Below are 24,183 nucleotides of genomic sequence, written 5' to 3'. Positions count from 1 at the left end.
AACCCGCTGTGGCAGGCTCCAGAGACGGCCAAATTCCCCATGAGAGAGGCTTATACTACATGGATGGCTGATCGGCAAGGAACAACTCGCCTTCATCGTCCCTCGCCTCCAGGCGACGGCCTATACCTCGCCCCTTCAGAGGAGAGCGTGACCGAAGGCCGGGTGAGGGAGGGGGGCGTTTCTCTTGCCGCATCAGCTCCCCTGCCCGGTGATCATCTTCCTCGCTGGGTAGGTTAAGAAGGGGGAACGTGAAAAAGGGCCGCTTGCGCGGCCCTTCGCGTTAATGCAGTGGTGGAGCCCCTGGCTGCGGGGGAGCCACTGGGGGGCGGACCGGTGAATTCGATGACATCCGCCCGCAGCGTTATCTTGGGAAGCGAGAAGAGGATGAAATAGGGAGAGGTATCCTGCTGGGCGATGTTGGCGATGGCGAGCGCCCTCCCTTCGGTGATACCGGCCTCCTTGTAGAGGTGCTGGACCGCCTTGATGTAGTTGGGGGAAACCACCGTGATGAAGCCGAGCAGGCTGAACCCCCTGCTGCTCCCGGTCACGTTGGTCTTCACGATCCGGTAGTTCTGGCCGTTCAGTCGTACCAGGGTATTGGTCTGCAGCTGTTGCTGCTATTGAGTTCCCGACGCGGTGGGGTAGAAGAGGGCGGGGATGGCTGGGCAGCCGGCGGTGAGGAGCATGATGAACAGAAGCGGGACGAGTTTGTTCATGGCACCCCTTGCGGCTTGTGGAATGGAAACACATGGAAAAAATCACATAATGTCACTCCGTTAAGACAGCAGGGGATGGAGCGGCTACAGCAACTCCTTGCCGGCAGCCTTTTCCCATTCAGCTTTCGGGATGCTCAGGAAGACCTCCACCAGGGCGGGGTCGAACTGCTTGCCGCTGCACCTGATCACCTCGTCGCGCACCTGCTGGTAGCTCAGTGCCTTGCGGTAAGGACGATCGGATGTCATGGCGTCGAGGGTGTCGACCAAGGCGAAAATGCGGGCGCTGATCGGTATGGCGTCACCCTTGAGACGGTGCGGGTAACCGGTGCCGTCGAAGCACTCGTGGTGGGAGAGGACGAGCTCGGCCGCCCCCTCGAAGAACCTGATTTCGGAGAGGATCTCGAAACCGACCGCCGGGTGCTGGCGCATGATGACCCACTCGGCCTCGTCGAGTTTGGCCGGCTTGAGTAGGATGTTGTCCGAGATGCCGATTTTGCCGATGTCGTGCAGGAGCGCCCCCTTGGCCAGGATGCCGCAGGCCACCTCGTCGATGCCGGCGGTGCGGGCCAGCAGGGTCGCGTAATTCATCACCCGCTCTGAGTGGGAGCCGACCTCCTTCTCCCGGGCGTCCAGGGCCCTGATCAGTGCCGCCAGGGTGTGTTCGTAGGCCTGGTTGATCTCTCCCATCACGGTCCGGATGGTCTCGGTCTGCTCTTTTACCTTCAGTTCCAGGTTGGCCTGGTACTCTCGGTTCTCCATGACAAGACGGCGCTTCTCCATGGTGTTTTTCACCGTGAGGAGCACCCGTTCGAGGTTGAACGGTTTGGTGATGTAATCCTCGGCTCCGAGGTGGATGCAGGAGAGGGCGGTGTCCATGTCGTTCATGGCGGTGATCATCAGCACCGGAATGTCCGGGGTCATCTTCTTGATGTCCTTCAGCAGGTCGATTCCCGAGCGCCCCGGCATCATGATGTCCAAGAGTGCCATGTCCACCGGAAGGCGGTTCACCACCTCCAGGCCCTCTTCGGCGCTGGATGCCTGGTGGCAGGTGAACCCTTCCTTGCTGAGGGTTATGTTGATCAGATCACGGATCATCTCCTCGTCATCTGCTATCAGGATGTTCCCTTTCAATTGCTACCTCCCGAGGATGCTCCCGTGGCACCTCCCTCGGCTTCGTCGAGGGTTTCTTTGATCTTGCGTGCCAAGGTATCGCTGGTGAACGGCTTGGAGAGAAACTGCATCCCCTGCTGCTGGATCTTATCGAAGTTGACGCGGTTGTCGGTATGCCCTGACATGAAGATTACCTTAAGCTGCGGATTTTTCCCGACCAGGATGTCGGCAAGCATCGGACCGCTCATGAACGGCATCACCACGTCGGTCAAAAGGAGGTCGATCTCTTCCTGGTGTTCCTCGAAGATGTTCACCCCCAGCTCGGGATCGACGCTCTCCAGCACCCGGTAGCCGTGTTTTTTGAGGGTGTGGACCACGAAGTTGAGCACCCCCGGCTCGTCCTCCACCACCAGGATGGTGTGGCTTCCCTCGTGGCCGTCGGCTGTCACCGGCCGCCTGGGGGCCTCAGCCTGCTGGTAGACGCGGGGGAGGTAGACGTTGAAGCGGGTCCCGCAACCGGGGTGGCTGTCGACCTCGATATAGCCGCCGCACTGCTTGACGATACCGTAGACGGTGGCGAGCCCGAGGCCGGTTCCCCTTCCCATCTCCTTGGTGGTGAAAAACGGCTCGAAGATCCGCCGCTTGACCTCGTCGCTCATCCCGGTCCCCTGGTCGGTCACCGAGATCCGGACGTAGTCCCCCTGGGTGGCGCCGGGGTGAAGCTGCACGAAGTCGTCGTCCAGGTGGCAGTTGGCGGACTCGATGGTGATGCTCCCTCCGGGCTCCGAGGCGTCGCGGGCGTTGACCACCAGGTTGACCAGCACCTGCTCGAAGTGTCCCGGGTCCATCTTTATGAAGCCCAGGTCGTCGGCCAAGAGTGAGGTGAGCGGGAAGTCCTCTCCGATCAGGCGGGTCAGTACCTTTTCGAAGGAGCGGATCTGCTGGTTCAGGTTGAGTACCTTCGGCTCCAGGATCTGGCGGCGGCTAAAGGTAAGCAGCTGGCGGGTCAGCTCCGCGGCCCGCTCGCCGGCCTTGAGGATCTGCTCCGCCTCTCTGCGCATAGCCGATCCGGTGTCGAGCCCCCTGATGAGCAGGGTGCTGTAGCCGTTGATGACGGTCAGGAGATTGTTGAAATCGTGGGCGACCCCGCCCGCCAGCTGGCCGACCGCCTCCATCTTCTGGGCCTGCCTCAACTGCTCGACGGCCAGCCGCCTTTCGGTCACGTCCTCTTTGAGGGCCACGAAGTGGGTGATCCGGCCGTCGCCGTCTTTCACTGCCGAAATCGAGCCGCTCTCCCAGAAGAGCTCGCCGTTTTTCTTGCGGTTTTGCAGCTCGCCGTGCCACTCGCGTCCCGAGCTGATGGTCTGCCAGAGATCCTGGTAGAAGGCGTCTTCCATGTGCCCGGACTTGAAGATGCTTGTCCGCTCCCCGATCAGTTCCTTCTCAGTATACCCGGTCACCTCGAGTACCTTGGGGTTCACGTACTCGATGATCCCCCTGAGGTCGGTGATCACCACGGAAACCGGGCTCTGCTCGACCGCCTGGGAAAGCTTGCTCAGCTCAGCCTCCGCCCGCTTGCGCTCGGTGATGTCGAGCACCGTTCCAATGACCGCGGGGTGGCCATCCTGGTCGGTCGGCGCCCCGTTGACCTCCAGATCGACGAGGAGGCCATCCCGGCGCACCCCGCGGAAGAAACAGTGGAGACTGCCGCTCTCCTGGCCGAGCTGGCCCAGGAAGTGCCCCATCACCCTGTTCTGGTCCTCACCGGCCACGAGATCGAGGAGCGTTTTTTTCCCCATCAACTCTTCCGGGCGGTAGCCGAATATGTCGCCGAACTTCGGATTGACATAGGTGAGGAGGCATTCCTGGAGCATGTAGATGCCGACCAGCGACTGTTCTACCAGGCTCTTGAATCTCGCCTCCGTGGCCGACAAGGCCGACTGGGCCTCGTACCTCTCCCGGCGGACCTGAGCTTCCTTCAACTCCCTCTTGATGGCGGGGATCAGGCGGGAGAGGCGGTCCTTGATCAGGAAGTCCTGGGCACCGGCCCGCATTGCCTCGACCGCGACGTCCTCCCCGAGCTGGCCCGAGACCATGATGAATGGCAGGTCCGAGCCCCGGTCACGCAAAAGTTGCAGCGCGGCCAGTCCGGAAAACTCCGGCATCAGGTAGTCGGAGATCACCAGTTCCCACTCTTCCTTATCGAGCGCCTCCTGCATCTCGGGGGCGGTATCAACCCGCCGGTAGTGGGGGGTGAACTCCTTATTCAGATGATGCACGATGAGGGCAGCGTCTTCCGGAGAGTCGTCGACGATCAGGATGCGCAGTTGGTTTTTCATCGGAAAGCGCCCTTCCTGTAGTGAAAAAATAGAGCATCTGGCTTCATTTATGGCTTATCGGCTGTAGAAAATATATATTTAGCCGAAATGGGAGGAGTAGGACGTAACGGGGCAGGCAGGCATGTTCATTAACGACGAAGCTCAAAAACAGGTACTACCGGTACTGGCCCGGACCACGACGGTCAACCCGTCCGCCGACCTGCAGCAGCGTGCCGGGGCCCTGCTGCAGATGAACCCCGGCCAGCAGGTGAAGGCCGAGATCATCGCCAATCTCCCGAACAGCCTCTACCTGGCCCGGATCGCCGGGGAGTTGTACCAGTTGGAGATCCCGCTCAACGTGCAGCCGGGCGAGACGATGGACATGACCTTCGTGACTGCTGAGCCACGGATCACCTTCCAGATCCTGCGCTCGCCGGATGGAGGTGTGTCGGTCAAGCTGAGCTCAATGGGGAGATGGCTCTCCAACGTGGCGATGGGGGCTGGTCCCATGGAGGGACCACAGGAACCGCTGCTGGAGGGGGCGCCCCAGGTGCCGGCCCTCCTGGCCGAACGGCTGAAGGCGGCCCTGACCCAAGTTGGGCTCTTCTACGAGTCGCACCTGGCCCAGTGGGCGGCGGGGGGGCTGCAGCTCTCCGAGCTCCTCAAGGAGCCCCAGGGAAAGCTTTCCAGGATCTTCAAAGGGCGGGGAGGACGTGAGGAGAACCGCACGGAAGGGGAGGAAATTGCCGACCCGGGGACCCTTCCCATCGTCAAGGAGCAACTGCTCCTTCTCAACTCGGGCGTGCTGAACTGGAAGGGGGAGGCCTGGCCCGGCCAGGGGATGGAGATCGCCATCAGGCAGGGGAGCGAGAACGAGGAGGGGAGCGTCGAGGCTGACCTTTCCCTGCTCCTCCCCCACCTGGGTGGAGTGCGGGCGAAGCTCGCCCTCGGGCGCGAAGGGCTTTCGCTGGAGCTCGTCTGCGACCAGCCGGGGGTGGCACAGACAATGAGGGAAGAAGGGGATCGGCTCCGGTCGTCGCTTGCGGCGGCCGGGGTGAGTCTCACCAGGATGGCGGCTAAGGATGTCGAAACGGATAGCTGACATGAAGCGGGCGGTGGCCATGGCCTACGGGGCGGAAGACGGCGCTCCGCGGGTGGTGGCCAAGGGTACCGGTATCACCGCCGAGGCGATGATCTCACTCGCCAAGGAGCATGGCGTCTACGTCCACAGTTCGCCCGAGCTCGTCACCCTCCTCATGCAGGTCGATCTCGACCAGGAGATCCCTCCCGAGCTGTACCAGGCGGTAGCCGAGCTCCTCGCCTGGCTCTACGCCATCGACCAGCAGATGGCCCAGAAGACCGGCTCCATTCACAGAAGCGGCTCCTCCAGCAAATAGTCGCCGTCCTCCCCGGTGACCGTGTCCCGGTTCAGGCTCGGGACCGGAGGGAGGAGCACCTTGTAGCTCAGTCCCGAGAGTTCCTCGGGAATCCCCCCCTTGATCCTCGCATGGCCCCCACCGGCCACCACCACCATGACCGCCTTCGGCCGTCGGGTGAGGTACTCCTCTATTTTCCTGGCCATCATCCGGTTTCTCAGCATCTGGGCTTCGCAGAGGTAGCGGAAGGAGTCGCCTGAGCGGCCGTGAGGCGGGTAGGCGGTGGCCATGAAGGCTTGGTATCCCTCGCTCACCGTGGCGTCGGTGCCGGGGGGGAGCAGGGAACGTTCGTGGCTGTCGAGGGAGGCGAATCCGCTCCCGGCGACCTTCTCGACGATCCGGCGGGGTGCGTTGAGCGCCACCACCGGGATGCGGTTATCCCGGGCGAAGCGGAGGATGTCGCGGTACTGCGAGTAGGGGATATTTCTCCAGTCGATGGCGAAGAGACGTTCCATGGTCGCCTCCGGGAGCCTCCCGGAGCTCCAGGCATCGAGCGCCGGCTGGCTTGCCTGCTCGAACATCTCCATCCCGACCGCCAGCTCCTTTCCTTGCCCCTGGAGCGATTTCAGGACCTCAAGCTGGAGTTGGTGGTGAGAGGAGGCGTTGTGGCGCTCGCCGACGAGGACGACGCGGGCGTCGCGCAGGTCGTCCAGCATGGCCGCCACGGGGACGACGGCACCATCTTTGATGCGGACGACCTTGGTGATGGAGCAGGCGGAGAGGTTAAGCAGGCAGGTGAAGAGGAGGAAAAGTCTGAGGAGCGGCCGGTGGAGATTCACCGCGTCACCAGCACCCGTCTTCCTTGGAGGGTGAGGCGCCCTTCGGCGTAGAGCCGGATGGCCTCCGGGTAGATGCGGTGTTCTTCCTTCTGGATGCGGGCCGAGAGGGTATCCTCGGTGTCCCCCTCCAGCACGGGTACCGCCGCCTGCATGATGATCGGCCCGGTATCGCAGCCGGAATCCACGAAGTGGACGGTGCATCCGGCCACCTTGGCTCCGTATTCGAGCGCCTGGCGCTGGGCGTGGAGTCCGGGGAAAGCCGGAAGGAGAGCGGGGTGGATGTTCATGATGGCCATCGGGAAGGCGTCGAGGAGGACCGGGGTGATGATCCTCATGAAACCGGCCAGGACCACCAGGTCGACCTGGAACTCCCGGAGGGTCGCCACCAGCGCCTCGTCGAAGGCCTCACGGCCGGTATAGGCGCGGTGATCGAGATGGAGGGCGGGTATGTCGGCGTTTCGCGCCCGCTCGAGTGCGTAGGCGTCGGCCTTGTTGCTGACCACGCAGGAAACCCGGCCAGGGAGGCCGCCGCGGGTACAGGCGTCGATGATCGACTGGAGGTTGGTCCCGTTGCCGGAGACCAGCACTCCTATCTTGATGTCGTTCGCCATGTTTTTTCGAAAAGCGGGAGCCCTAGACGAGCTCCACGCACTCCTTGCCGGGGTCGCACTTGACTACTTCGCCGATGTGGTAGGCGGTCTCGTTGAGACCGGAGAGGCGGATCATGACGTCTTCGGCCTCGCGCTCGGGGACGATGAGCACCATGCCGATGCCGCAGTTGAAGGCCCTGAACATCTCGGATTCCTCGATGTTCCCGCCATCCTGGATGACCTTGAAGATCTCGGGAATCTCCCAGCTCCCTTTCCTGATGACCGCCTTGCAGCCGTGGGGCAGGACCCGGGGGACGTTTTCCACCAGGCCGCCGCCGGTGATGTGGGCCAGGCCGGAGATGTTGAAGTCGCGCAGCAGGTTCATGACGGAACGGACGTAGATGCGGGTAGGAGTCAGCAGCTCCTCGGCCACCGTTCTCCCCAGTCCCGGGATCTCCTGGTGAATGCCGAGACCCATCCGCTCGAGGATGACTTTTCTGGCCAACGAGTAGCCGTTGGAGTGCAGGCCGGAGGAGGAGAGGCCGATCAGGTGGTTGCCGACCGTGATGGAGGAGCCGTCGATGATCTTCTCGCGCTCCACCACGCCGACCGCGAAGCCGGCCAGGTCATACTCGTCGCCGCTGTAAAAGCCGGGCATCTCGGCGGTCTCCCCGCCGATCAGGGCGCAGCCGGCCTGCACGCACCCCTCGGAGATCCCCTTCACGATGGAGGCACCTTTGGCCGGGTCGAGCTTGGCGGTGGCCAGGTAGTCGAGGAAGAAAAGTGGCTCGGCGCCCTGCACGATGATGTCGTTCACGCACATGGCCACCAGGTCGATCCCGATGGTGTCGTGCTTGTCAGCCAGAAAGGCGAGCTTCAGCTTGGTGCCTACACCGTCGGTGCCGGATACCAGTACCGGGTGCTTATATTTTCCCATGTTTAATGAGAAAAGCCCCCCGAATCCGCCGATGTCCGCGAGGACCTCCGGGCGCGAGGTAGCCTTTACCAGGGGTTTGATCATCTGCACAAAGGTGTTGCCGGCGTCGATGTCGACCCCTGCGTCTTTGTAAGTAATTTTAGTATTTTCCAAGGTATGCCTCCGTCCTGTAAGTGGGTAAATCTAGCGCATATCCCTCTAAAAGTCAAAGTGAAAAAGTTGTTTACTTCGCCTTGGCCTTTGCTTATCATGCCCTGTCGTGCCCAGCTTTCATGAGAAAATAGAGCTCCGCCGGCTGGTTGAGAACGATCTCGACCAGGTGCTGGAAATCGAGTCTTCCTCCTTCTCCCGCCCCTGGACCCACCGGCATTTTCTCGACGAGATCGGTTCTTCCTTGAGCACTCCGGTGGTGGCCGTGACCGGGGAGGGGACGGTAGCCGGTTACCTTTGCCTTAAACAGATAGTGGACGAGGCGGAGATCCTGGACGTGGCGGTGAACCCGGCCCTGCGCGGGCAGGGGATCGGCCGGCGGTTGGTGGAGTTCGCCCTGTCGCAAAGCCGCGGCCATGGGGCCCGGGTGGTCTGCCTCGAGGTGGCGGCCGGCAACGGCGGGGCTATCGCACTCTATCTGTCGCAGGGATTCACTGAAGTTGGCAGGCGTAAGAAATATTACCACAATGGCGACGATGCCATACTGATGGAATACACCTTCAGCGCGCAGTCAGAGGAGTAAGATGCAGTTCAAGTCAATGGTGCTATCGAACGTGGAAGTCTCTCCCGGGTACTTCCGAATGAGAATGACCGCCCCGCAGGAGCTTCTCGAATCATCCCCCGGGCAGTTCCTGATGCTTAAGGTGGTCGATGCCATCGATCCCCTGCTCAGGCGTCCCTTCGGCCTCTTCGACGTCGGAACCTTCGCACCCGAGTACGCCGGTTGCGGCACCCAGTGCTACACCGAGATCCTCTACAAGGTGGTGGGGAAAGGGACCAAGATGCTCTCCGCCCTGCACCACGGCGACCTGGTCGATCTCCTCACCCCGCTCGGCAAGGGGTTCGCGGCGGGGCCCGCCGGGGAGGAAAAGGTCCTGGTCGGTGGCGGCATCGGCCTCGCGCCGCTGTACTACCTCGCCAAGGACCTGGTCATGAAGGGTGAGAAGGTCAGGCTTTTCGCCGGCGGAAGGAACCGGGACGACATCCTCTGCATAACCGAGTTCGAGCGGCTGGGGGTGGAAACCTACGTCTCCACCGACGACGGCACCCTCGGCGAGCGCGGCCTGGTTACCCAAGTGCTGGAGCAGCACCTGGGAAGCGGCATGCGGATCTTCGCCTGCGGGCCGACGCCCATGCTGAAGGCGGTGGCCCTCATGGCCCAATCCCACGGTGTCCCCTGCCAGGTCTCCATGGAGGCCGGCATGGCCTGCGGGGTGGGGGCCTGCCTCGGCTGCGTCCTCAAGGGAGCCAACCACACCGACGAGACCCCAGACTACCGCTGCGTCTGCAAGGACGGCCCGGTCTTCGACAGTTTCGAGCTGCAATGGAGTTAATGATGACTAGACCCGACATGTCCGTGGAAATCGCGGGGATCAAGATGCGCAACCCCGTCATGACCGCCTCCGGCACCTTCGGCTACGGCGCGGAGTTCGTCGGCTACCTGGACCTGGAGAGCATCGGGGCCATGGTCAGCAAGGGGCTTTCTTTGAAGCCCAAGGCCGGCAACCCCACCCCGAGGATCGTCGAGACCCCGGGCGGGATGCTCAACGCCATCGGCCTGCAGAACGTGGGGGTTGACGCCTTCATCAACCAGAAGCTCCCCTACCTCAAGGACGTCGATACTCCGGTGATCGTGAACCTGTACGGCAACACTCTCGAGGAGTACGGCGAGGTCGCCGCCCGCCTGGACGGCCAGCCGGGGGTGGCCGGGATCGAGGTCAACATCTCCTGTCCCAACGTCATGCAGGGGGGGATCGTCTTCGGGACCGACCCGCAGGCGGCCCAGGAGGTGGTCCGGCTGGTGAGGAACAACACCAGCAAGCCGATGATCGTGAAGCTTTCTCCCAACGTTACCGACGTGGTGCTGATGGCGAAGGCCTGCGCCGACGCCGGCGCCGACGCCCTCTCCCTCATCAACACCCTGACCGGCATGGCCATCGACCTCGACAAGCGTCGCCCGGTGCTGGCCAACGTGACCGGCGGCCTTTCCGGCCCGGCCATCAAGCCGGTGGCGCTGCGGATGGTCTGGCAGGTGGCAAAGGCGGTGAAATTGCCGCTCATCGGGATCGGCGGTATCATGAATGCGCGCGATGCCCTGGAGTTCATCCTGGCCGGCGCCACCGCCATCCAGGTCGGCACCGCGAGCTTCCTCGACCCCGGCGCCGCCCAGCAGATCGCCCGGGGGATGGAGGCGTACCTGGCCGAGAAGGGGATCCCCTCCATTGCCTCTATGATCGGGGCGCTCGAGGTCTGATGGAAAGCTGGGAGAGAGAGCTTAAGCAATGCGTTACCAGCCCGGAGGAGCTTTCCGGGCTTTTTCGCATCGACCACCTGCCGCTTGCCGAGGTGGCCGGCCGCTACCCGATGCGGATCACGCCGCACTACCTGGGGCTGATCCGCGAGGTCGGGGATCCCATCTGGCGCCAGTGCGTCCCCGATCCCGAGGAGCTCTCCGATTTCTCCCAGTCCCCCGACCCCCTGGACGAGGAGCGCCTCTCCCCGGTCCCGGGGCTGATCCACCGATACCCCGACCGTGTCATCTGGATAGCCTCCGCCGCCTGTGCCGTCTACTGCCGGTTCTGCATGAGAAAACGCGGGGTCGGCTGTTCTGGAATGAAGTCGGCTCCCATCGAGGAAGCCGCGTCCTACATCGAGTCCCGGCCGCAGATCCGCGACGTGGTCCTTTCCGGCGGCGACCCTCTCCTCAATTCCGACGATCGCATCGACGCCATCCTTTGCCGGCTGAGGAAGATCCCGCACGTAGAGATCATCCGGGTCGGGACCCGGGTCCCCGCCACCTTTCCCCAGCGGATCACGCCGCGGCTTTGCCGCATGCTCAAAGGGCACCATCCGCTGTTTCTCAACACCCACTTCAACCACCCGGCGGAGATCACCCCCGAGGCGGCGGCAGCCTGCGCCCGCCTGGCCGACGCCGGCATCCAGCTCGGCAACCAGACCGTGCTCCTCAAGGGGGTCAACGACGACCCGCAGGTCATGCGTGAGCTGATGCGAGGGTTGCTCGCCATCCGGGTGCGGCCTTACTACCTCCACCAGATGGATCTCGTGAAGGGGACCGCCCATTTCAGAACCCCGGTCTCCCGCGGCATCGAGGTCATGGAGGCGTTGCGCGGCCACACCTCCGGCCTTGCCGTCCCCCATTACGTCATCGATCTCCCGGGAGGGAAGGGGAAGGTCGAAGTCCCGGCTGGCCAGGTTCTCCGCGACGGCTCGCTCCTGCACGTGAGAAACTACCTCGGCGAAGAGATCGTCTACCAGGATCTCGCATAAATAACACGCCCGCCGCTGTTGCCCCCGTCATCATCACTCCACTTTTTACCTCCGCACTCACTTCCTACGTTTCGCCGGCTCCCCCGACCTTCTTATTTTTCCCTCTACTGATTGGACCTGAGCGGGAAGAGCTAAGGTGCTGTTGAATCCCGCAGGAGGTGGTATCATGATGGTATTCAAAAACAGTTCTCTGCTCGATTCCAATTTCTGTGTGTGTCGGCGGGCGGCTCCGCTTGGGGTAGCCCGTGGTGCGGTCGTCTGTCTTGAGTAGGGGAGGAGACGAAATGAGAAGGCTCTCCATAGAAGAACAGATCAGGAAGGATCGGACGGTGGTCAATAATGTGAAGCCCCCGGTGTGCGGAGTGTGTGGTGCGGTACTGGAGTTGGACCACGAAAGCGGCCAGTACCAGTGCCCGGTCTGCGATGCCGAGGAATCACTCTGAGCGCACGGGATCATGTGGTAGCGGCCCTGTGGCGCTATCGCCGCCGCATGGTCGGGGAGGTGGCAGATGGCGGGGAGGCTTGAGGGAGACGAACTCGAACTACGGAACCTGTTGGCCGAACAGAAGAGGCGGTTGTGGACTTCGCTTCGGGAGGAGATCTTCGACCGGGCGGGCGAGGAGATCCATGCCCAGTACGAAATTCCCCAGGACATCGGGGAGCAGAGCATTCTCGACCTCCTCTCCGACGCGGGGCTCGCGGTGGCCGACATCAGGAAGAACCAGCTGACCCAGCTGGAGGAGGCTCAGAAGAGGCTGGAGGCGGGGACCTACGGAAGGTGCGAATCGTGCGGAGAGCCGATCAGCGTCGAGCGGTTGAGGGCGGTTCCTTTCACCCCGTTTTGTGTAGGATGCCAGCGTGCGCAGGAAGCTCCCCAGAAAGGGCCGGGAACCACCCTGTAGCAGCTACAGCAGCGCGTCGATGGCGGCGAAATCCAGGTGCTGCTCGGTGTTGGCCATGATCCAATCGAGCTTCTCCTGGTCCTCGAAGGTGATCTTGGCGACGTCGTCGGAAAGCGCAGTGAAGACGTCGGCGGTGGTCTCCTCCACCCTGATGTAGGGGATGTGGCTGTCGCTCAGGATCTGCTGACTGATGCTTGAAACCGGGCCGTGCCCAGCAATCACCAGTCCGGCGATCTTCTCCTTGTAGGCTGGTATGTGATACAGCGAAGAGAGGGTGACGATTAATTCGTCGCGGGAGCTCGTCACGATCATCAGGGTGGAGTCCAAAAGGCCATCGATCACCCGTTGCGAGGAGGCAGCGCCCAGCTGGATGTTGTAGATAATGCGGCTTTTCTCGTTGGGATCTCCGTGCAGCGGCAGGTTGAAGAGCTTCGAGATGTGACCCAGTGTCGGATTGGCCAGTAGCGGTGAGAAGTTGAAGCCGTCGATGACCGCGAGGCCCGACGGCTGGAAGGCCCGCTTCAGATAGTTGCGGGTCAGTTCCTTTTTGGCGGGAATCAGCTTGTTGACGATGATACCCCTGACGTCTGCCCCCTCGCGCTGGTACAGGGCGAGGTTAAGGTGGACGGCGTCGATGACTTTCCCGATTCCGCTCTCGGTGACGATCATGACCGGAGCGCCGATCAGTTGGGCTATCCTCGCGTTGTTGAGCCCCACCACCGCCCCTACACCGCCGTGTCCCGCCCCCTCGATGACCAGGAAGTCGTACTTCTCCTCCAGTTCCCTCACCGCTTGCACCACGCAGTCTGAAAGTGAGATGTCGTCCAGCTTACCCGCGAGGTAGTCCTTGGTGAAATCCTTGTGCAGTGCCACCGGGGACATGAGGGCGATGTCCTCCTCGAGCCCGAACGCCTTGGCCATCAGAAGGGCGTCCATGTCCACCATGAAATCGTCGTAGAGAAGGACTTTGGGGCCGAACGGCTTCATGAAGCCGACCCTCTGGTATTTCTTCCTTGCCTGGTGCATCAGGGAAATGCTGATGGTGGTCTTACCGCAGTTTTGCCCGGTTGCCGCCACAAAGATCTTCTTCGCCATCGGTAAACCCCTCGCTCGAGATGGCGTATGTTTACACGACCGTACCGGTGGCGTCAAGTCACATGAACTTCAACAGCAGAAGCGAGACGTCGTCTTGGGCCCCACCGTTGCCGGTGAAGCCGCGGACGGTGTCGATCACGGTAGCGATGATGGTGGCGGCAGGTTCCTGATGGTGCTCGGTGAGAACCTTTCTGAGCCGTTCGCTGCCAAACTGCTCTCCCCCATCCCGTTCCGCCTCCACCACGCCGTCCGTGTAGAGCACCAGAAGGTCCCCCCGTTCCACCTGGATGGAGGGCTCCTCGAAGTTTACCCCTTTCTTTATCCCGAGAATCAGCCCCTCCCCGTCCAGCTCCATGAAACTGCCGGAGGCGGGACGGTAGAGGAGGGTGGGGGGGTGCCCCGCGTTGGCGAAGGCGAGGCGGCGGGTCCCGATTTCGAGGCTTAGGTAGGTCAGGGTGATGAAGAGTTCCGAGCGGCTGAGGTCTTCGTGCAGGAGGTCGTTCAAAGCGGAGACGATTTCGCGGGGGCGGCTGAGGGACTTCAATTGGGCCCGCAGCACGCTTCTGGCCTCCACCATAATGAGGGCGGCGCCGACGCTGTGGCCAGAGACGTCGGCGATCACCAGGTCGAGGTGGCCGTTGTGGAGAAAGATGTCGTAGTAGTCGCCGCCGATATGGCCGGCCGGGACGCAGCGCCCGGCACAGTCTATTCCGGTGAGGGGGGGAGGGGCGGGGGGGAGCAGGGAGAGCTGGATCTGCTTGGCGATCTCCATCTCCTTGAGCATGCTGGCATTTTCCAGCAGCGCCCGCTCCGCGTTCTTGCGCTCGGTGATGTCCTGTTTGATGCAGACGAAGTAGCGGATCACTCCCCTTTCATCGGTCACCGGGGTGATGGTCTGCTCCTCGGGATACAGGGTCCCGTCCTTTCTCCTGTTCACCATCTCCCCCTGCCAGACTTCCCCGGCGTTGATGGCGCGCTTCATTTCCTGGAAGAAATGGGGCGGATTCAGATCGCTTCTGAGAAAACTCAGGTCCCGCTGCTGCGCCTCATCGGGTTGATAGCCGGTCATCCTGGTGAACGCCTCGTTCACCCAGATCACCACCCCCTCGCTGTCGGTGATCACGATGGCGTTGGCGGCCGCCTGCAGCGCGGCACTCTGCAGTCTGAGCGACTCCTCTGCCCTCTTGCGATCGGTGATGTCGGAGATCAGGCCGTCGTAGGCGATCAGTTCCCCCTGTTCGTTGTAACGGGGGACGATGGTGTTGATGACCCAGCGGACCGAGCCGTCCTTGTGTCTGATGCGGTGCTCCAGCGAGGGGATGTCGTGCCCCGCCCTGATCTCCTCGGTGAGACGGGTGACTGCGGGGCGGTCTTCCTCCAGGATCATCTGGTACCAGAGGAAGGGATTCTCCTGGTACTCCTCCGAACTGTAGCCGGTGACCGTGAGGCAGCCGGGGCCGTGGGATGTGTTGACCACCTGCCCATCGCGCAGGGTCACCGTGTAAATGTAGTCGGTGACGGCGGCGACCAGCCGTTTGTAGCGCCGCTCGCTCCGTATCAGCGCGGCCTCGGCATCCCGCCTTTTTTTGCGGACCTCGGCCTCCTGCATCTCCCGCTCGATGGCGGGTACCAGCCGGGAAATGTTCCCCTTGATGAGGTAATCGTTGGCCCCCTCCTTCATGGCGTTGACCGCGGTGTCCTCGCCGATCTTGCCGGAGACGATAATGAAGGGGAGGTCGAGGCCGCTGCGGCGGACCATCCGGAGCGCCTCCAGTCCGCTGAAGCCGGGAAGGACGTAATCGGAGATCACCAGGTCCCAGCGCTCCTCCTTCAGTGACTTGGCCAGGGTTTCGACGCTATCGACCCGGGTGAAGATCGGTGAATAGTCGCCACGGCGCAGTTCGAAGACGAGGAGCAGGGCGTCATCCTCGGAGTCTTCCACGATCAGGACGCGTAGCGGGTTTCCCATCGCGCACCTTCGCCAAAGGGGTTGGGGGGCGTTGGCCCCGGATGACGGTCTGTGGAGGGGGATACTACGGGAGAAACGGAAGAAGTATAGCACAGTTTGCCGTTGCCACCGCTGCGGGGGGAAGGGAAAGATACGCCTCAGCCTGACTCTTTCCTCATCTTGTTAACGTTCCCGTGGCAGTTGGCGGCCGGCTGCCACGGCCGGGCCCGGCTCGGGTGGCGTCAGCGGACTCCGAACTGCTCGAGCCAGCTCTCGAAGATGGTGACCTTCTGGCTGCCGAACACCGCCAGTTCGTTACGCACCTGTTTGAGACTTTTCTCCCTTTCCAGTTCGCCTGGTCTTTTGGAGAAGAAGAGATCGGCCATGGCCACTACGCGCTCGCAGGCGCATTCGGGGGACATCTCGCGGAAGGGGAGGGGAAGCTTTTGGATCTCGACGTCGCTGGCCGTGAGCCCCACACCGATGTGGCGCTCGCACACCATAGCATGGCGAGGGAATCCCTCCGCCTCGAGGATCTCCCGCCCGATGACGCCGTGGCAGATGTAGGGTGCGGCGCCGAAGCATTTGAGCTTGGGTGCGTCGACCCGGCACACGCCGATGTCATGAAGAAGGGCGGCCTCTTCGATGAAGGGAAGGTCGAGGCTGAGGCCGCTGCTCCTGGCGATGGCAAGCGCCTTATCGGCGACCTTGCGGCTGTGGCGGTAGACTATGTCAAGGGCTTCCGGCTGGCCGTCGAAGTACTTCTCCAACAATTGCCATGGGGTGGGGGCCATGAGGGTTCTCCTTTTGCTGTCGCCATCAGATTAGGACGATTCGCGGCGGGTTGCAACAGGTTCCCTGCGGGGGCAGCAGTCCCGTGGGGAGAAAAAATGCCGGGGCGGATTGAAATAGGTTGAAGATAGCATCTATTGACGTTATTATTTGAAACTTCTAAATCAGTCTACCGGACGGTACCAGATGACAGAGCAATCGGTTAACCAAAAGCATATGCTGGTGGTCGATGACGAACCGACCATTCTCACCGAAGTTTCGCTGCTGCTCGCTTCCAGCGATATCCAGAACGTCACCACCATCTCTGATAGCACCTCCGTCGTGCCGTTCATGCGGGAGCATCAGGTAAGTGCCGTCATCCTGGACTGGATGATGCCCCGGATGAGCGGTTCCGAGGTGTTGGCTACCCTCGCCGCCGATTACCCGGAGGTGCCGGTGATCGTGATGACCGCCATGGGCGACGTGGAGACTGCCGTCGGCTGTATGAAGCAGGGTGCCTTTGACTTCTTGACCAAGCCGGTCGATCCCAACCGGCTGGTGGCCACCGTGAAGAAGGCGCTCCAGGTGAGCGACCTCGGGAACCAGAACAAGATCCTGAAGGATTACCTGCTGGCGGACAAGCTGCGCCACCCGGAGGCTTTCGACGGCATCGTGACCAACGCGAAGAAGATGCGGGGGATCTTCCAGTACATCGAGGCGATTGCCTCCTCGCGCCTCCCGGTGCTAATCACCGGCGAGACAGGGGTCGGCAAGGAGCTTTTGGCCCGCGCCATCCATAAGGTGTCCGGGGTCAAAGGGGATTTCATCTGCCTCAACGCCGCCGGCCTCGACGACATGATGTTCTCCGACACCCTCTTTGGTCATAAGAAGGGGGCCTTTACCGGGGCCGATAGTCAACGTGAAGGGCTCATCGCCGCCGCCGCGGGCGGCACTCTCTTCCTCGACGAAATCGGCGACCTTAACATGGCCTCCCAGGTGAAGTTGTTGCGGCTTTTGCAGGAAAAGGAATACTACCGGATCGGCTCCGATCTCCTTTTGAAGAGCGATGCACGGGTGATTGCCGCCTCCAACGTCGACTTCACCGCTCTTAGGGGGGAGGGGAAATTTCGAAACGACCTCTACTTCAGGCTCTGCGCCCACGAATTCCACGTGCCGCCGCTCAGGGAGAGGATTGAGGACGTGGGGCCGCTGGTTGATTACTTCGCCCACATGGCAGCCGAAGAACTCGGCAAACCTAAGCCCGCGCTGGCTGCCGGCCTGATGGCGACCTTGGAGCAGTACAAGTACCCGGGCAACGTGCGCGAACTCTACAACATGGTGCACCACGCGGTCACCTGCAGCGAAACCGGCATCCTCACGCCCGCCGACTTTGGCCTGAAGCCCGCCGCCTCGAGAGCACCTCAGCCCCCTCTGGATGCTGACAATCCCTTCTTGGCTATCTTCGGGAAGTTTCCCACCGTGCTTCAGGCGGAGGAGTATCTGATCGCCGAGGCGATGAAGCTCACCAACGGCAACCAGACCATGGCAGCAGAACTGCTCGGACTCACCCGTCCCACTTTGAACAAGAGACTCAAGCAGGAGAGGCAGTGACCGCTAGCGGTGGTCAGATGCAGTAATCGACAGCGTGAGTGATCATCGGGGGGGGAGCTTGCTTGCAGGGAGGGTGCGGGATGCTCATGAGAATCATTCTTTCCAGAGCTCCGTCGTAAAACTCCCGCCGGCAATCAAGGGCCGAGGCCGGTCTGTCTTTGAGGAGGTTGAGGAAGCGGCATCCTCCGAAGCAGATCGGCAGATACGGGCAGTCGAGGCACTCCTCGTTTTGCCAGTTGCCGATCCCGTGAGATTCCTTGAAATCAGAGAGTCCTTCGGCCAGAGTTCCCACGCTGAATCCGTCGTACCCCATGAAGGCAGGACACTTGTAGAGGGCGCCATCGTAGTTGACCACCACGTTGTGGTCGAATTCCAGCATACAGGCGGAAACCTTGAGCTTAGGCGCGGCGAATCCACGTGCCAGGGTCTCTTCGCGCAGGAAGGGGAGGGCTTCGATGAGCCAAGGTTCGCTCGAGGAGGCGCACTCAGATCCGTGCTCCGTGCAACCTGCCTTGGGCGTGACCGGAGTGAATAGCACCCTAAGAAGCTTCTCTGGACGGATGCCGATCTCCAGCAGGTAATCAAGCAGGCGAGGAAATTCCCGGTAGTTCTCCTCGCGGCAGTTCCCTCCCAGCATCACCTGGATATGATCATAGACCTCACGCAGATTATCCACGATGCAGTCGAAACTCCCCGCACCCGAGGCGAATGGCCGTTGCCGGTCATGGATCTCCCTTGGTCCGTCAAGAGTGAACTTCGCACCCTTCAGCCCGAAGGGGAGGAGTCTTTCCACCGTTGCTCGGTTGAGCAAGGTGCCGTTGGTGACCAAGTCGAAGTTATACGTCACCCCTTGCGCTTCAGCTGCCTCCTGGAGGGGCGCCGAGATGAAGCGGATCAGGTCCTCGGAGAGAAGCGCCTCGCCGCCGTAGAAGACGAGGTTGACATCCAATCCCAGGGCAATCTGGTCGCGTTTTAGGGTCTCCACCAGGAGTTGGGCGGTATCCCGCGACATGTATTGCTCGTTGCGGAAGCCTCCCTCATAACAGTAGCTGCAGTCGAGGTTGCAGGCGAGGTTGAGCACCACGACCGCCCGGTACTTCCGATTTTGGGCGTTGGCGCGTTCGATGAGGGTACGGACCTGTTCCCTCTCGATGCTAGGATGTTCCACCAGCATGCCCAGCTTCCTCAGGGTTTCCCCCTCGATGCCCATCTTGGAGCCGGTGAGGGCGGTGCTCAACGTGGCACCGGAAACAAGCGCCGTGGAACTCCGTAAGGTGGAAAAAAGGAGAAAATAGCCTGGTTTTTCATTGGATGGATAGATTTTCAGGTAGCGGGATAGATGCATGTTGCGCAAGCCTTGTCGTTGTCGTCAGTTGTGAGGGCTGATTTCGTTAAAAGGGATGGGAGAGGAGGATGCCCCGCAAGACGGGGCATCCATGTTGTAAATCTCTAGATGAAAGTAAAAGAGCACAAGCAGCAGGAGACTTCCTGGAGTTCCGGATCCTCTCCGGCCTCGATGACGACGAGGGTTTCTTCTAACTGGCCCATGGGTATCACCTCCCTCACTTTTTTTTGCAATCAATGCTGGACTTGCGATCCAACCTATGTTAGATTAGCACATGCTTATTAGTAAGGCAATGTTTTTTTGAAATAATTTATTATACTTTTTTTAGAGGGCGTGTTTTGACCAACGGCGGAGGGCATAAACTGCGGAGAGCGGTAGGGTGGAGGTGGCGACACTTCCTGCCCTTGCTTTGTCTGCTGTTGTTAGCTTCCCCCGCCCGGGGGGAGGAGGACGAACTCCGCTCCCTAGAACTGTACAACGGAACGCAGAGTGAAACAGTCTCCGTCGGCCGCTCGCCCCGTCCCGCCTCCCAAACTGCAGAAAACATCACGGTGGTCACCGCCAAGGACATCGAAGCACTCAACGCTCACACATTGGTAGATGTGCTCAATCTGGTAGCCGGGGTTCAGGTCGAATACCTCCGTACCGCCGGCTCGACGACCATGGTGGACCTGCAGGGTTCCAACTACAATCACATTCTGGTCCTAATCGACAACGTCCCCATTAACAACCTTGCCGACAACTTCCCAGACATCGCTATTCCTGTCCAGATGATCGAACGGGTGGAAATCGTCAAGGGGGCGGCTTCCTCCTCATGGGGCAACGCCTTGGGCGGGGTCATCAACGTTATCACCAAGTCTCCCCAGCCCGACCGGGAGATTGGGGGGCTCGTCTCCGCTTCCGCCGGCAAGGCCTCAACCGTCGACGGCCGTGGCGAATTCTCCGGCACGTCGGGGGGATTCGGTTACTACCTGACCGGCGGCAAGCTTCGCTCCGACGGCCTGTCTCCGAACAACAGGGTGGATCTAAATCACTTCTATGGCAAGTTGCACTATGATCTGCCGGGGCAGGGATCCCTTACCCTGACATCCGCCTATAGCGACGTCTCCCGTGCCGAATTGCAGGTTCCACAGATGGACCTCAACCGGAACACCGACCTGGATCAGCTGATCGCTACCTTCACCGCCCAGTATCCCCTGACCGACCGGATCAGCCTTGATGCCACCTACCGTACGCGGAGGATGAATTCCGACCTGCTCTACTTCGCTATCTCTAGCGGAGGCCTACTGAGGGATGTCAGGGACGAGGAGGTCAGCAACGGCAGCGTGGTCAAGCTCACCTACTTGGACAATCTTCAGCGGGTTGTGGCGGGGGTCGACTATGACCACCTCAAGGCTCATCTGAGCCAACCGCAGACCCGGGCGGACTACCTGGTGAGCAGCGACGACCGCGTCGGCGTTTACCTCAACGACACCTTCACCATCAACCGTTTTGCCATCACCCCCAGCATCCGGTACGACCACAGTTCCATCAGCGGCGACCTCTTCAGCCCTAGTTTCGGCCTCACCTACGCGCTGACCGATAACACCGTGCTCCGGGGCTACACAGCCAAGGGGTACAGTATAACCTCTCTCAATCGCGCCAACTCCCTCGAGAAGGTCTGGACCTCTCAAGTTGGCATCGAATCCGCCGACATCGGCTACCTTTGGCTTAAGGGGACTCTGTTCCGTAACGAAACCTGGGACATCACTGTCGACAATCCCGACAACAGCCACTCAATGCAGCGGCAGCTCAAGCGGGGGGTCGAGTTGGAGGCGCGAACCCTTCCGGTTTTGTCCACCTCACTCTCGGTCGGTTACACCTATGTCGATGCCGAGGTTGACGGCACCGGCGCCGCGGTTACCGGAATAGCCCGCCACACCCTTAATGTCGGCGTCAAATACGAGGATTCCCGGAACTTCCGGGCGCAAGTGACAGGCCACTACATCGATTGGATCACCGATCCCTCCGCCCAACCAGAGAAGGACATGATCTGGGATCTCCACTTGGCGAAAAAGGTTATCTATACCGATCAAGTGGCGGTTGAGTTCTTTGGGTCGCTGCGGAACCTCTTCAACGGCGACCAGTACAACCACTACTTTTATAAGAATCCCAGACGGTGGGGTGAGGTGGGGATCAGATGCCAGTTCTGAGAGCCGCCCTGATAGCCGTCTTGTTGCTGCTGCCTCTTCCGGCCCTGGCCTACGACATCCTCGTCCTGCAATCCCTGCATGAGAAGGGGTACGATGAAGCCGTTCGCGGCGCGCGCCGCGGCTCGAACGCCACCATGCGTACCCTCGTCCTCTCCGACTACGTCGAGACCGACATTACCCGGATCATCCGCGAGGAACACCCCCGCGTCATCATTGCCGTGGGGGAGCGTGCGCTGGCGGTGGCTGAAAAGGCCCGCAACGTCCCGGTCCTGTACATGATGGCCCTCAATCCCAGGATCCGTCAGGGGGTGACCGGGGTGGCCATGTTGCTCGATCCCTCCCGCTACCTGTCGGTCTTCAACTCGATGGGCGTTCAGAAAGTGGGGGTAATCTACGATCCCAACCGCTCGGGTGCCTACCTGCGGAGGGCCCAGTTCGCGGCGCGGCGGGCCGGCATTGAACTCATCACCCGCGAGGTCCGAGTCCCCAAGGAGACCCCGGCCGTGCTGGAATCCCTCAGGGGGAAGGTAGAGGCGCTCTGGATGATTCCTGACGTCACGGCGGTATCCCCTGCTTCTACCGAGGCGTACTTCCTGTTTTCCCAGTCTCAAGGCGTCCCTGTGGTCACCTTCGCTGAGGTCTACCTTTCCATGGGGGGCGCCGTTTCCCTCGGCATCGACCGCTACGATATCGGCAAGCAGGTGGGGGAGATGGCCGAGAGTCTCCTCGCCGGTACCCCCATTGATGAACTTCCGCCCCAGTCTCCCCGCAAGGCGCTGACCAGAACCAATGACGGCGTCTTACGCAGGCTGAAGATCAGCGGCACGGGGGGCTAGTGAAAAAATCCTCCCGTATCTCCTCCTACCTCAAGAGCTTCAGCTTCAGGCTTTACCTTATCTTTTCGGCGACCATCGCGCTTTTGACCGCTGCCTTTGCCCTGGTGTACGTCATCACCGAAAGCCATGGGTATCGGACCACGCTGGAACGGGAAGGGAAGCTGATGGCCACCATCTTGGCCCAAAATGCCCGCCTTCCGCTGTTCGCCGAGAACCGGGACGCCCTCTCGCTGATGGCCGCCGACACCGTCCGCCACTCCTCGGTCATCGAGGTATCTATCAAGAGCGCCGAGGGGCAGCTGTTGACCGAGGCGAGGAGCCGGAAGGAGAAAGTAGGGGAGACCATCGACATGGAAGTGCCGATTACCTCTCCCGGCCAGATGCTCTCCCCGGAGGCTGCGCTCCTTGGCCGTCCCCCCAGCGGCGAGAACCGGGTCATCGGCCAGGTCCACCTCCGGCTCGATACCTCCGGAGTCCGGGACCAGCTGAACAACCTGCTGATCGCCTCGCTCGCCATCGGAACCCTTTTCTGGATCATGGTCTCCTTGCTTTGCTACCAGATCCTCAAAAGGGCAACCGGCTCTTTCAAGCTCCTTTTGGCCGGCATCGAGGAAATCGGATCGGGACACCTCTCCACTCGCGTCGATCTCCCCGGCGATGACGAACTGGCCCGTTCGGCCAACGCCATCAACGCCATGGCCGCCTCCCTTGAGCTCAGGGAACTGGAGAATCTATCCCTCCAGGAGGAGCTTTTGAAGGCGATGAAGCTCGAAGTGCAGGAGGAGAAGAAGCGGGTCATGGCCCGCCTGATCCAGACCAATAAAATGACCTCGCTGGGGCTTTTGCTTTCCTCCATGGCCCACGAGATCAACAATCCCAACGCCTCCATCCGCTTTTCAGGTCACATGATCTCTAAAATCTGGGCCGACGTGGTGCCGCTTCTTGACCGGGTGCGGGAGGAAGAGGGGGACTTCTACCTGGGGGGGGTCCCGTTTAAGACCGCCCGCACCGCGCTATCCGAGAATGCCGCCAAGATCGTCGAAAACTCCGAGCGGATTGCCCGGGTCGTGCAGGGGCTTCGCGAGTACGGCGTGGGTGACGGTTCGCGGCTGCGCCCCAATCTCAACGTCAACGACGCGGTGACCGCCGCTCTTTCGGTGCTCGCCTGCCAGATGAAGCAGAACATCCAGCTCAAGACCTCGCTCGGTACCGACCTTCCCGTCATCGTCGGCAGCCAGCAGCAGATCGAGCAGGTGCTCATCAACCTCATCATGAATGCCATGCAGGCGCTTCCCAACGCCTGCGGCGAGGTTGGCGTGGTGACTCGTTTCGACCAGAAATCCAACGAGGTGGTAGTGGAGGTTCAAGACAGCGGCATAGGCATCGGTGCCGAGACCATGGAGAGACTTTTTGAACCGTTCTTTTCAACCAAATTGGACAGGGGGGGGAGCGGCCTTGGGCTCTATATCTCCCAGTTCATCGTGGCCGAGCATGGGGGGCGGTTGCTGCTGGTCTCCGAACCTGGCCAGGGGACCCTGGCCAGGGTTCTCCTCCCCGCCAAGGCGGCGGATGCCTCACTGGGTGAGGTGGTCGCCGCCAAGGACCATCAGCATGTCGCCGATGCGATCCATGAGGCTCGTTAAGGCCTCACCTTCGTAGTTCCCGCCGCAGATTCTCCTCATCTGAGAAAGCAATCCCTCGAACTTGTCCTCGCTGCAGAGCCCGCTTTCGGCTTCCTTAGGGATCGCTTCGTTGAGAAGAAGCCTCTTCATCTGGATCAGCTGTATCTCAACCCGAAGCTTCTTGATGGTCGGCATGTCGCTCTGCTTGAGAAGCTGGAGGCACTGGTTGATGATGCTGTACTGGTAGTCCATGGACACCCTCCATTTCCGATGTAACCACATAACTCCTTACCGGTTCCAATAACCGTGCCAACATGCCCCGGCCTGCAAACCCCCGTTATCAGAGGAGTGCCGGGGAGGTAAAGGGAGGCGCGCGGTGTGAATTTTTTTACAACCTGGGGCGGCGGTTGCGCCTAAAATGTTGAAAAAACGATGACCTGCGCTGTGTTGTAAAAAAATTCACTGTTCGTTTTTTTA

Annotated in this window: 23 protein-coding genes; 12 read left to right on the top strand and 11 right to left on the bottom strand. The window is 61.2% G+C overall.

What is annotated here, in order from left to right:
• Positions 1 to 233 precede the first annotated feature (233 nt).
• The 3 genes from L4X63_RS08995 to L4X63_RS08985 form a co-directional block, all read right to left on the bottom strand.
• Positions 234 to 608: a DUF6567 family protein gene (locus L4X63_RS08995; RefSeq protein ID WP_350339179.1), complete on the bottom strand. Its 375-nt coding sequence runs from the start codon at positions 606 to 608 to the stop codon at positions 234 to 236.
• 192 nt (positions 609 to 800) lie between these two features.
• Positions 801 to 1,847: an HD domain-containing phosphohydrolase gene (locus L4X63_RS08990; RefSeq protein ID WP_250678274.1), complete on the bottom strand. Its 1,047-nt coding sequence runs from the start codon at positions 1,845 to 1,847 to the stop codon at positions 801 to 803.
• Positions 1,844 to 4,165, bottom strand: coding sequence for a PAS domain-containing hybrid sensor histidine kinase/response regulator (locus tag L4X63_RS08985; RefSeq protein ID WP_250678273.1), 2,322 nt, complete (start codon positions 4,163 to 4,165; stop codon positions 1,844 to 1,846). The genes L4X63_RS08990 and L4X63_RS08985 overlap by 4 nt, the downstream gene beginning before the upstream one ends.
• A 121-nt stretch (positions 4,166 to 4,286) precedes the next feature.
• On the opposite strand from L4X63_RS08985, the gene fliK reads away from it, so the two are divergent.
• Both fliK and L4X63_RS08975 read left to right on the top strand, forming a co-directional pair.
• Positions 4,287 to 5,246, top strand: a complete 960-nt coding sequence (gene fliK / locus L4X63_RS08980) for a flagellar hook-length control protein FliK (RefSeq protein ID WP_250678272.1) — start codon at positions 4,287 to 4,289, stop codon at positions 5,244 to 5,246.
• On the top strand, positions 5,227 to 5,541 hold the full coding sequence (locus L4X63_RS08975) for an EscU/YscU/HrcU family type III secretion system export apparatus switch protein (protein ID WP_250678271.1): 315 nt from the start codon (positions 5,227 to 5,229) through the stop codon (positions 5,539 to 5,541). The genes fliK and L4X63_RS08975 overlap by 20 nt, the downstream gene beginning before the upstream one ends.
• Here L4X63_RS08975 and L4X63_RS08970 read toward each other — a convergent pair.
• Genes L4X63_RS08970 through purM form a run of 3 tightly spaced genes read right to left on the bottom strand, consistent with a single transcriptional unit; the run spans position 5,514 to position 8,039 of the window.
• Positions 5,514 to 6,359 carry a ChaN family lipoprotein gene (locus L4X63_RS08970; protein WP_250678270.1) on the bottom strand — a complete coding sequence of 282 codons (846 nt, stop codon included), beginning with the start codon at positions 6,357 to 6,359 and terminating at the stop codon, positions 5,514 to 5,516. The genes L4X63_RS08975 and L4X63_RS08970 overlap by 28 nt on opposite strands.
• Complete coding sequence (gene purN / locus L4X63_RS08965; protein WP_250678269.1) at positions 6,356 to 6,970, bottom strand: phosphoribosylglycinamide formyltransferase; 615 nt, start codon at positions 6,968 to 6,970, stop codon at positions 6,356 to 6,358. Before purN ends, L4X63_RS08970 begins: the two co-directional genes overlap by 4 nt.
• A 22-nt stretch (positions 6,971 to 6,992) precedes the next feature.
• Positions 6,993 to 8,039, bottom strand: a complete 1,047-nt coding sequence (purM, locus tag L4X63_RS08960) for a phosphoribosylformylglycinamidine cyclo-ligase (protein WP_284694550.1) — start codon at positions 8,037 to 8,039, stop codon at positions 6,993 to 6,995.
• A gap of 106 nt (positions 8,040 to 8,145) precedes the next feature.
• On the opposite strand from purM, the gene rimI reads away from it, so the two are divergent.
• From rimI to L4X63_RS08930, 6 genes are all read left to right on the top strand, one after another.
• On the top strand, positions 8,146 to 8,619 hold the full coding sequence (rimI, locus tag L4X63_RS08955; RefSeq protein ID WP_250678268.1) for a ribosomal protein S18-alanine N-acetyltransferase: 474 nt from the start codon (positions 8,146 to 8,148) through the stop codon (positions 8,617 to 8,619).
• 1 nt (position 8,620) lies between these two features.
• Entirely contained in the window at positions 8,621 to 9,430 is an 810-nt protein-coding gene (locus L4X63_RS08950) for a dihydroorotate dehydrogenase electron transfer subunit (RefSeq protein WP_250678267.1), read from the top strand.
• Positions 9,431 to 9,432: 2 nt separating this feature from the next.
• On the top strand, positions 9,433 to 10,350 hold the full coding sequence (locus L4X63_RS08945) for a dihydroorotate dehydrogenase (protein ID WP_250678266.1): 918 nt from the start codon (positions 9,433 to 9,435) through the stop codon (positions 10,348 to 10,350).
• The gene (locus tag L4X63_RS08940; RefSeq protein WP_250678265.1) at positions 10,350 to 11,384 is read left to right on the top strand and encodes a KamA family radical SAM protein; all 1,035 of its coding nucleotides are present in this window, start codon (positions 10,350 to 10,352) and stop codon (positions 11,382 to 11,384) included. The genes L4X63_RS08945 and L4X63_RS08940 overlap by 1 nt, the downstream gene beginning before the upstream one ends.
• A 284-nt stretch (positions 11,385 to 11,668) precedes the next feature.
• Positions 11,669 to 11,827 carry a hypothetical protein gene (locus L4X63_RS08935; protein WP_250678264.1) on the top strand — a complete coding sequence of 53 codons (159 nt, stop codon included), beginning with the start codon at positions 11,669 to 11,671 and terminating at the stop codon, positions 11,825 to 11,827.
• Positions 11,828 to 11,893: 66 nt separating this feature from the next.
• On the top strand, positions 11,894 to 12,286 hold the full coding sequence (locus L4X63_RS08930; RefSeq protein WP_250678263.1) for a TraR/DksA family transcriptional regulator: 393 nt from the start codon (positions 11,894 to 11,896) through the stop codon (positions 12,284 to 12,286).
• Positions 12,287 to 12,289: 3 nt separating this feature from the next.
• Here L4X63_RS08930 and L4X63_RS08925 read toward each other — a convergent pair whose 3' ends face one another.
• From L4X63_RS08925 to L4X63_RS08915, 3 genes are all read right to left on the bottom strand, one after another.
• Complete coding sequence (locus tag L4X63_RS08925; protein WP_250678262.1) at positions 12,290 to 13,381, bottom strand: AAA family ATPase; 1,092 nt, start codon at positions 13,379 to 13,381, stop codon at positions 12,290 to 12,292.
• Between the two features lie 58 nt (positions 13,382 to 13,439).
• Complete coding sequence (locus tag L4X63_RS08920) at positions 13,440 to 15,350, bottom strand: SpoIIE family protein phosphatase (protein WP_250678261.1); 1,911 nt, start codon at positions 15,348 to 15,350, stop codon at positions 13,440 to 13,442.
• 221 nt (positions 15,351 to 15,571) lie between these two features.
• Positions 15,572 to 16,123, bottom strand: coding sequence for an HD domain-containing protein (locus tag L4X63_RS08915; protein ID WP_250678260.1), 552 nt, complete (start codon positions 16,121 to 16,123; stop codon positions 15,572 to 15,574).
• A gap of 184 nt (positions 16,124 to 16,307) precedes the next feature.
• Here L4X63_RS08915 and L4X63_RS08910 point away from each other — a divergent pair, with 184 nt between their 5' ends.
• Entirely contained in the window at positions 16,308 to 17,711 is a 1,404-nt protein-coding gene (locus L4X63_RS08910) for a sigma-54-dependent transcriptional regulator (protein ID WP_250678259.1), read from the top strand.
• 13 nt (positions 17,712 to 17,724) lie between these two features.
• Here L4X63_RS08910 and gptM read toward each other — a convergent pair whose 3' ends face one another.
• Positions 17,725 to 19,056, bottom strand: coding sequence for a geopeptide radical SAM maturase (gptM, locus tag L4X63_RS08905; protein ID WP_250678258.1), 1,332 nt, complete (start codon positions 19,054 to 19,056; stop codon positions 17,725 to 17,727).
• Between the two features lie 404 nt (positions 19,057 to 19,460).
• Here gptM and L4X63_RS08900 point away from each other — a divergent pair, with 404 nt between their 5' ends.
• Genes L4X63_RS08900 through L4X63_RS23865 form a run of 3 tightly spaced genes read left to right on the top strand, consistent with a single transcriptional unit; the run spans position 19,461 to position 23,727 of the window.
• Positions 19,461 to 21,248: a TonB-dependent receptor plug domain-containing protein gene (locus tag L4X63_RS08900; RefSeq protein ID WP_502799899.1), complete on the top strand. Its 1,788-nt coding sequence runs from the start codon at positions 19,461 to 19,463 to the stop codon at positions 21,246 to 21,248.
• Positions 21,236 to 22,084, top strand: coding sequence for an ABC transporter substrate-binding protein (locus tag L4X63_RS08895; RefSeq protein WP_250678256.1), 849 nt, complete (start codon positions 21,236 to 21,238; stop codon positions 22,082 to 22,084). The genes L4X63_RS08900 and L4X63_RS08895 overlap by 13 nt, the downstream gene beginning before the upstream one ends.
• The gene (locus tag L4X63_RS23865) at positions 22,084 to 23,727 is read left to right on the top strand and encodes a sensor histidine kinase (protein WP_250678255.1); all 1,644 of its coding nucleotides are present in this window, start codon (positions 22,084 to 22,086) and stop codon (positions 23,725 to 23,727) included. The genes L4X63_RS08895 and L4X63_RS23865 overlap by 1 nt, the downstream gene beginning before the upstream one ends.
• On the opposite strand, the gene L4X63_RS08885 is transcribed toward L4X63_RS23865, so the two are convergent.
• Entirely contained in the window at positions 23,659 to 23,958 is a 300-nt protein-coding gene (locus tag L4X63_RS08885; protein ID WP_250678254.1) for a hypothetical protein, read from the bottom strand. The two genes, L4X63_RS23865 and L4X63_RS08885, sit on opposite strands and share 69 nt — an antisense overlap.
• Positions 23,959 to 24,183: the final 225 nt, after the last annotated feature.

It is taken from the genome of Geomonas sp. Red32, assembly GCF_023652955.1.
GTDB lineage: Bacteria > Desulfobacterota > Desulfuromonadia > Geobacterales > Geobacteraceae > Geomonas.
Note: the sequence above shows the minus strand (reverse complement) of the source record. Positions and strands in the feature narration are given on the sequence as shown.

Coding starts and splice junctions, on each gene's coding strand:
- L4X63_RS08985 (WP_250678273.1), bottom strand. CDS start 4,165: ATGAAAAACCAACTGCGCATCCTGATCGTCGACGACTCTCCGGAAGAC.
- fliK (WP_250678272.1), top strand. CDS start 4,287: ATGTTCATTAACGACGAAGCTCAAAAACAGGTACTACCGGTACTGGCC.
- L4X63_RS08975 (WP_250678271.1), top strand. CDS start 5,227: ATGTCGAAACGGATAGCTGACATGAAGCGGGCGGTGGCCATGGCCTAC.
- purN (WP_250678269.1), bottom strand. CDS start 6,970: ATGGCGAACGACATCAAGATAGGAGTGCTGGTCTCCGGCAACGGGACC.
- L4X63_RS08950 (WP_250678267.1), top strand. CDS start 8,621: ATGCAGTTCAAGTCAATGGTGCTATCGAACGTGGAAGTCTCTCCCGGG.
- L4X63_RS08945 (WP_250678266.1), top strand. CDS start 9,433: ATGACTAGACCCGACATGTCCGTGGAAATCGCGGGGATCAAGATGCGC.
- L4X63_RS08940 (WP_250678265.1), top strand. CDS start 10,350: ATGGAAAGCTGGGAGAGAGAGCTTAAGCAATGCGTTACCAGCCCGGAG.
- L4X63_RS08935 (WP_250678264.1), top strand. CDS start 11,669: ATGAGAAGGCTCTCCATAGAAGAACAGATCAGGAAGGATCGGACGGTG.
- L4X63_RS08930 (WP_250678263.1), top strand. CDS start 11,894: ATGGCGGGGAGGCTTGAGGGAGACGAACTCGAACTACGGAACCTGTTG.
- L4X63_RS08925 (WP_250678262.1), bottom strand. CDS start 13,381: ATGGCGAAGAAGATCTTTGTGGCGGCAACCGGGCAAAACTGCGGTAAG.
- L4X63_RS08920 (WP_250678261.1), bottom strand. CDS start 15,350: ATGGGAAACCCGCTACGCGTCCTGATCGTGGAAGACTCCGAGGATGAC.
- L4X63_RS08915 (WP_250678260.1), bottom strand. CDS start 16,123: ATGGCCCCCACCCCATGGCAATTGTTGGAGAAGTACTTCGACGGCCAG.
- L4X63_RS08910 (WP_250678259.1), top strand. CDS start 16,308: ATGACAGAGCAATCGGTTAACCAAAAGCATATGCTGGTGGTCGATGAC.
- gptM (WP_250678258.1), bottom strand. CDS start 19,056: ATGCATCTATCCCGCTACCTGAAAATCTATCCATCCAATGAAAAACCA.
- L4X63_RS08895 (WP_250678256.1), top strand. CDS start 21,236: ATGCCAGTTCTGAGAGCCGCCCTGATAGCCGTCTTGTTGCTGCTGCCT.
- L4X63_RS08885 (WP_250678254.1), bottom strand. CDS start 23,958: ATGGACTACCAGTACAGCATCATCAACCAGTGCCTCCAGCTTCTCAAG.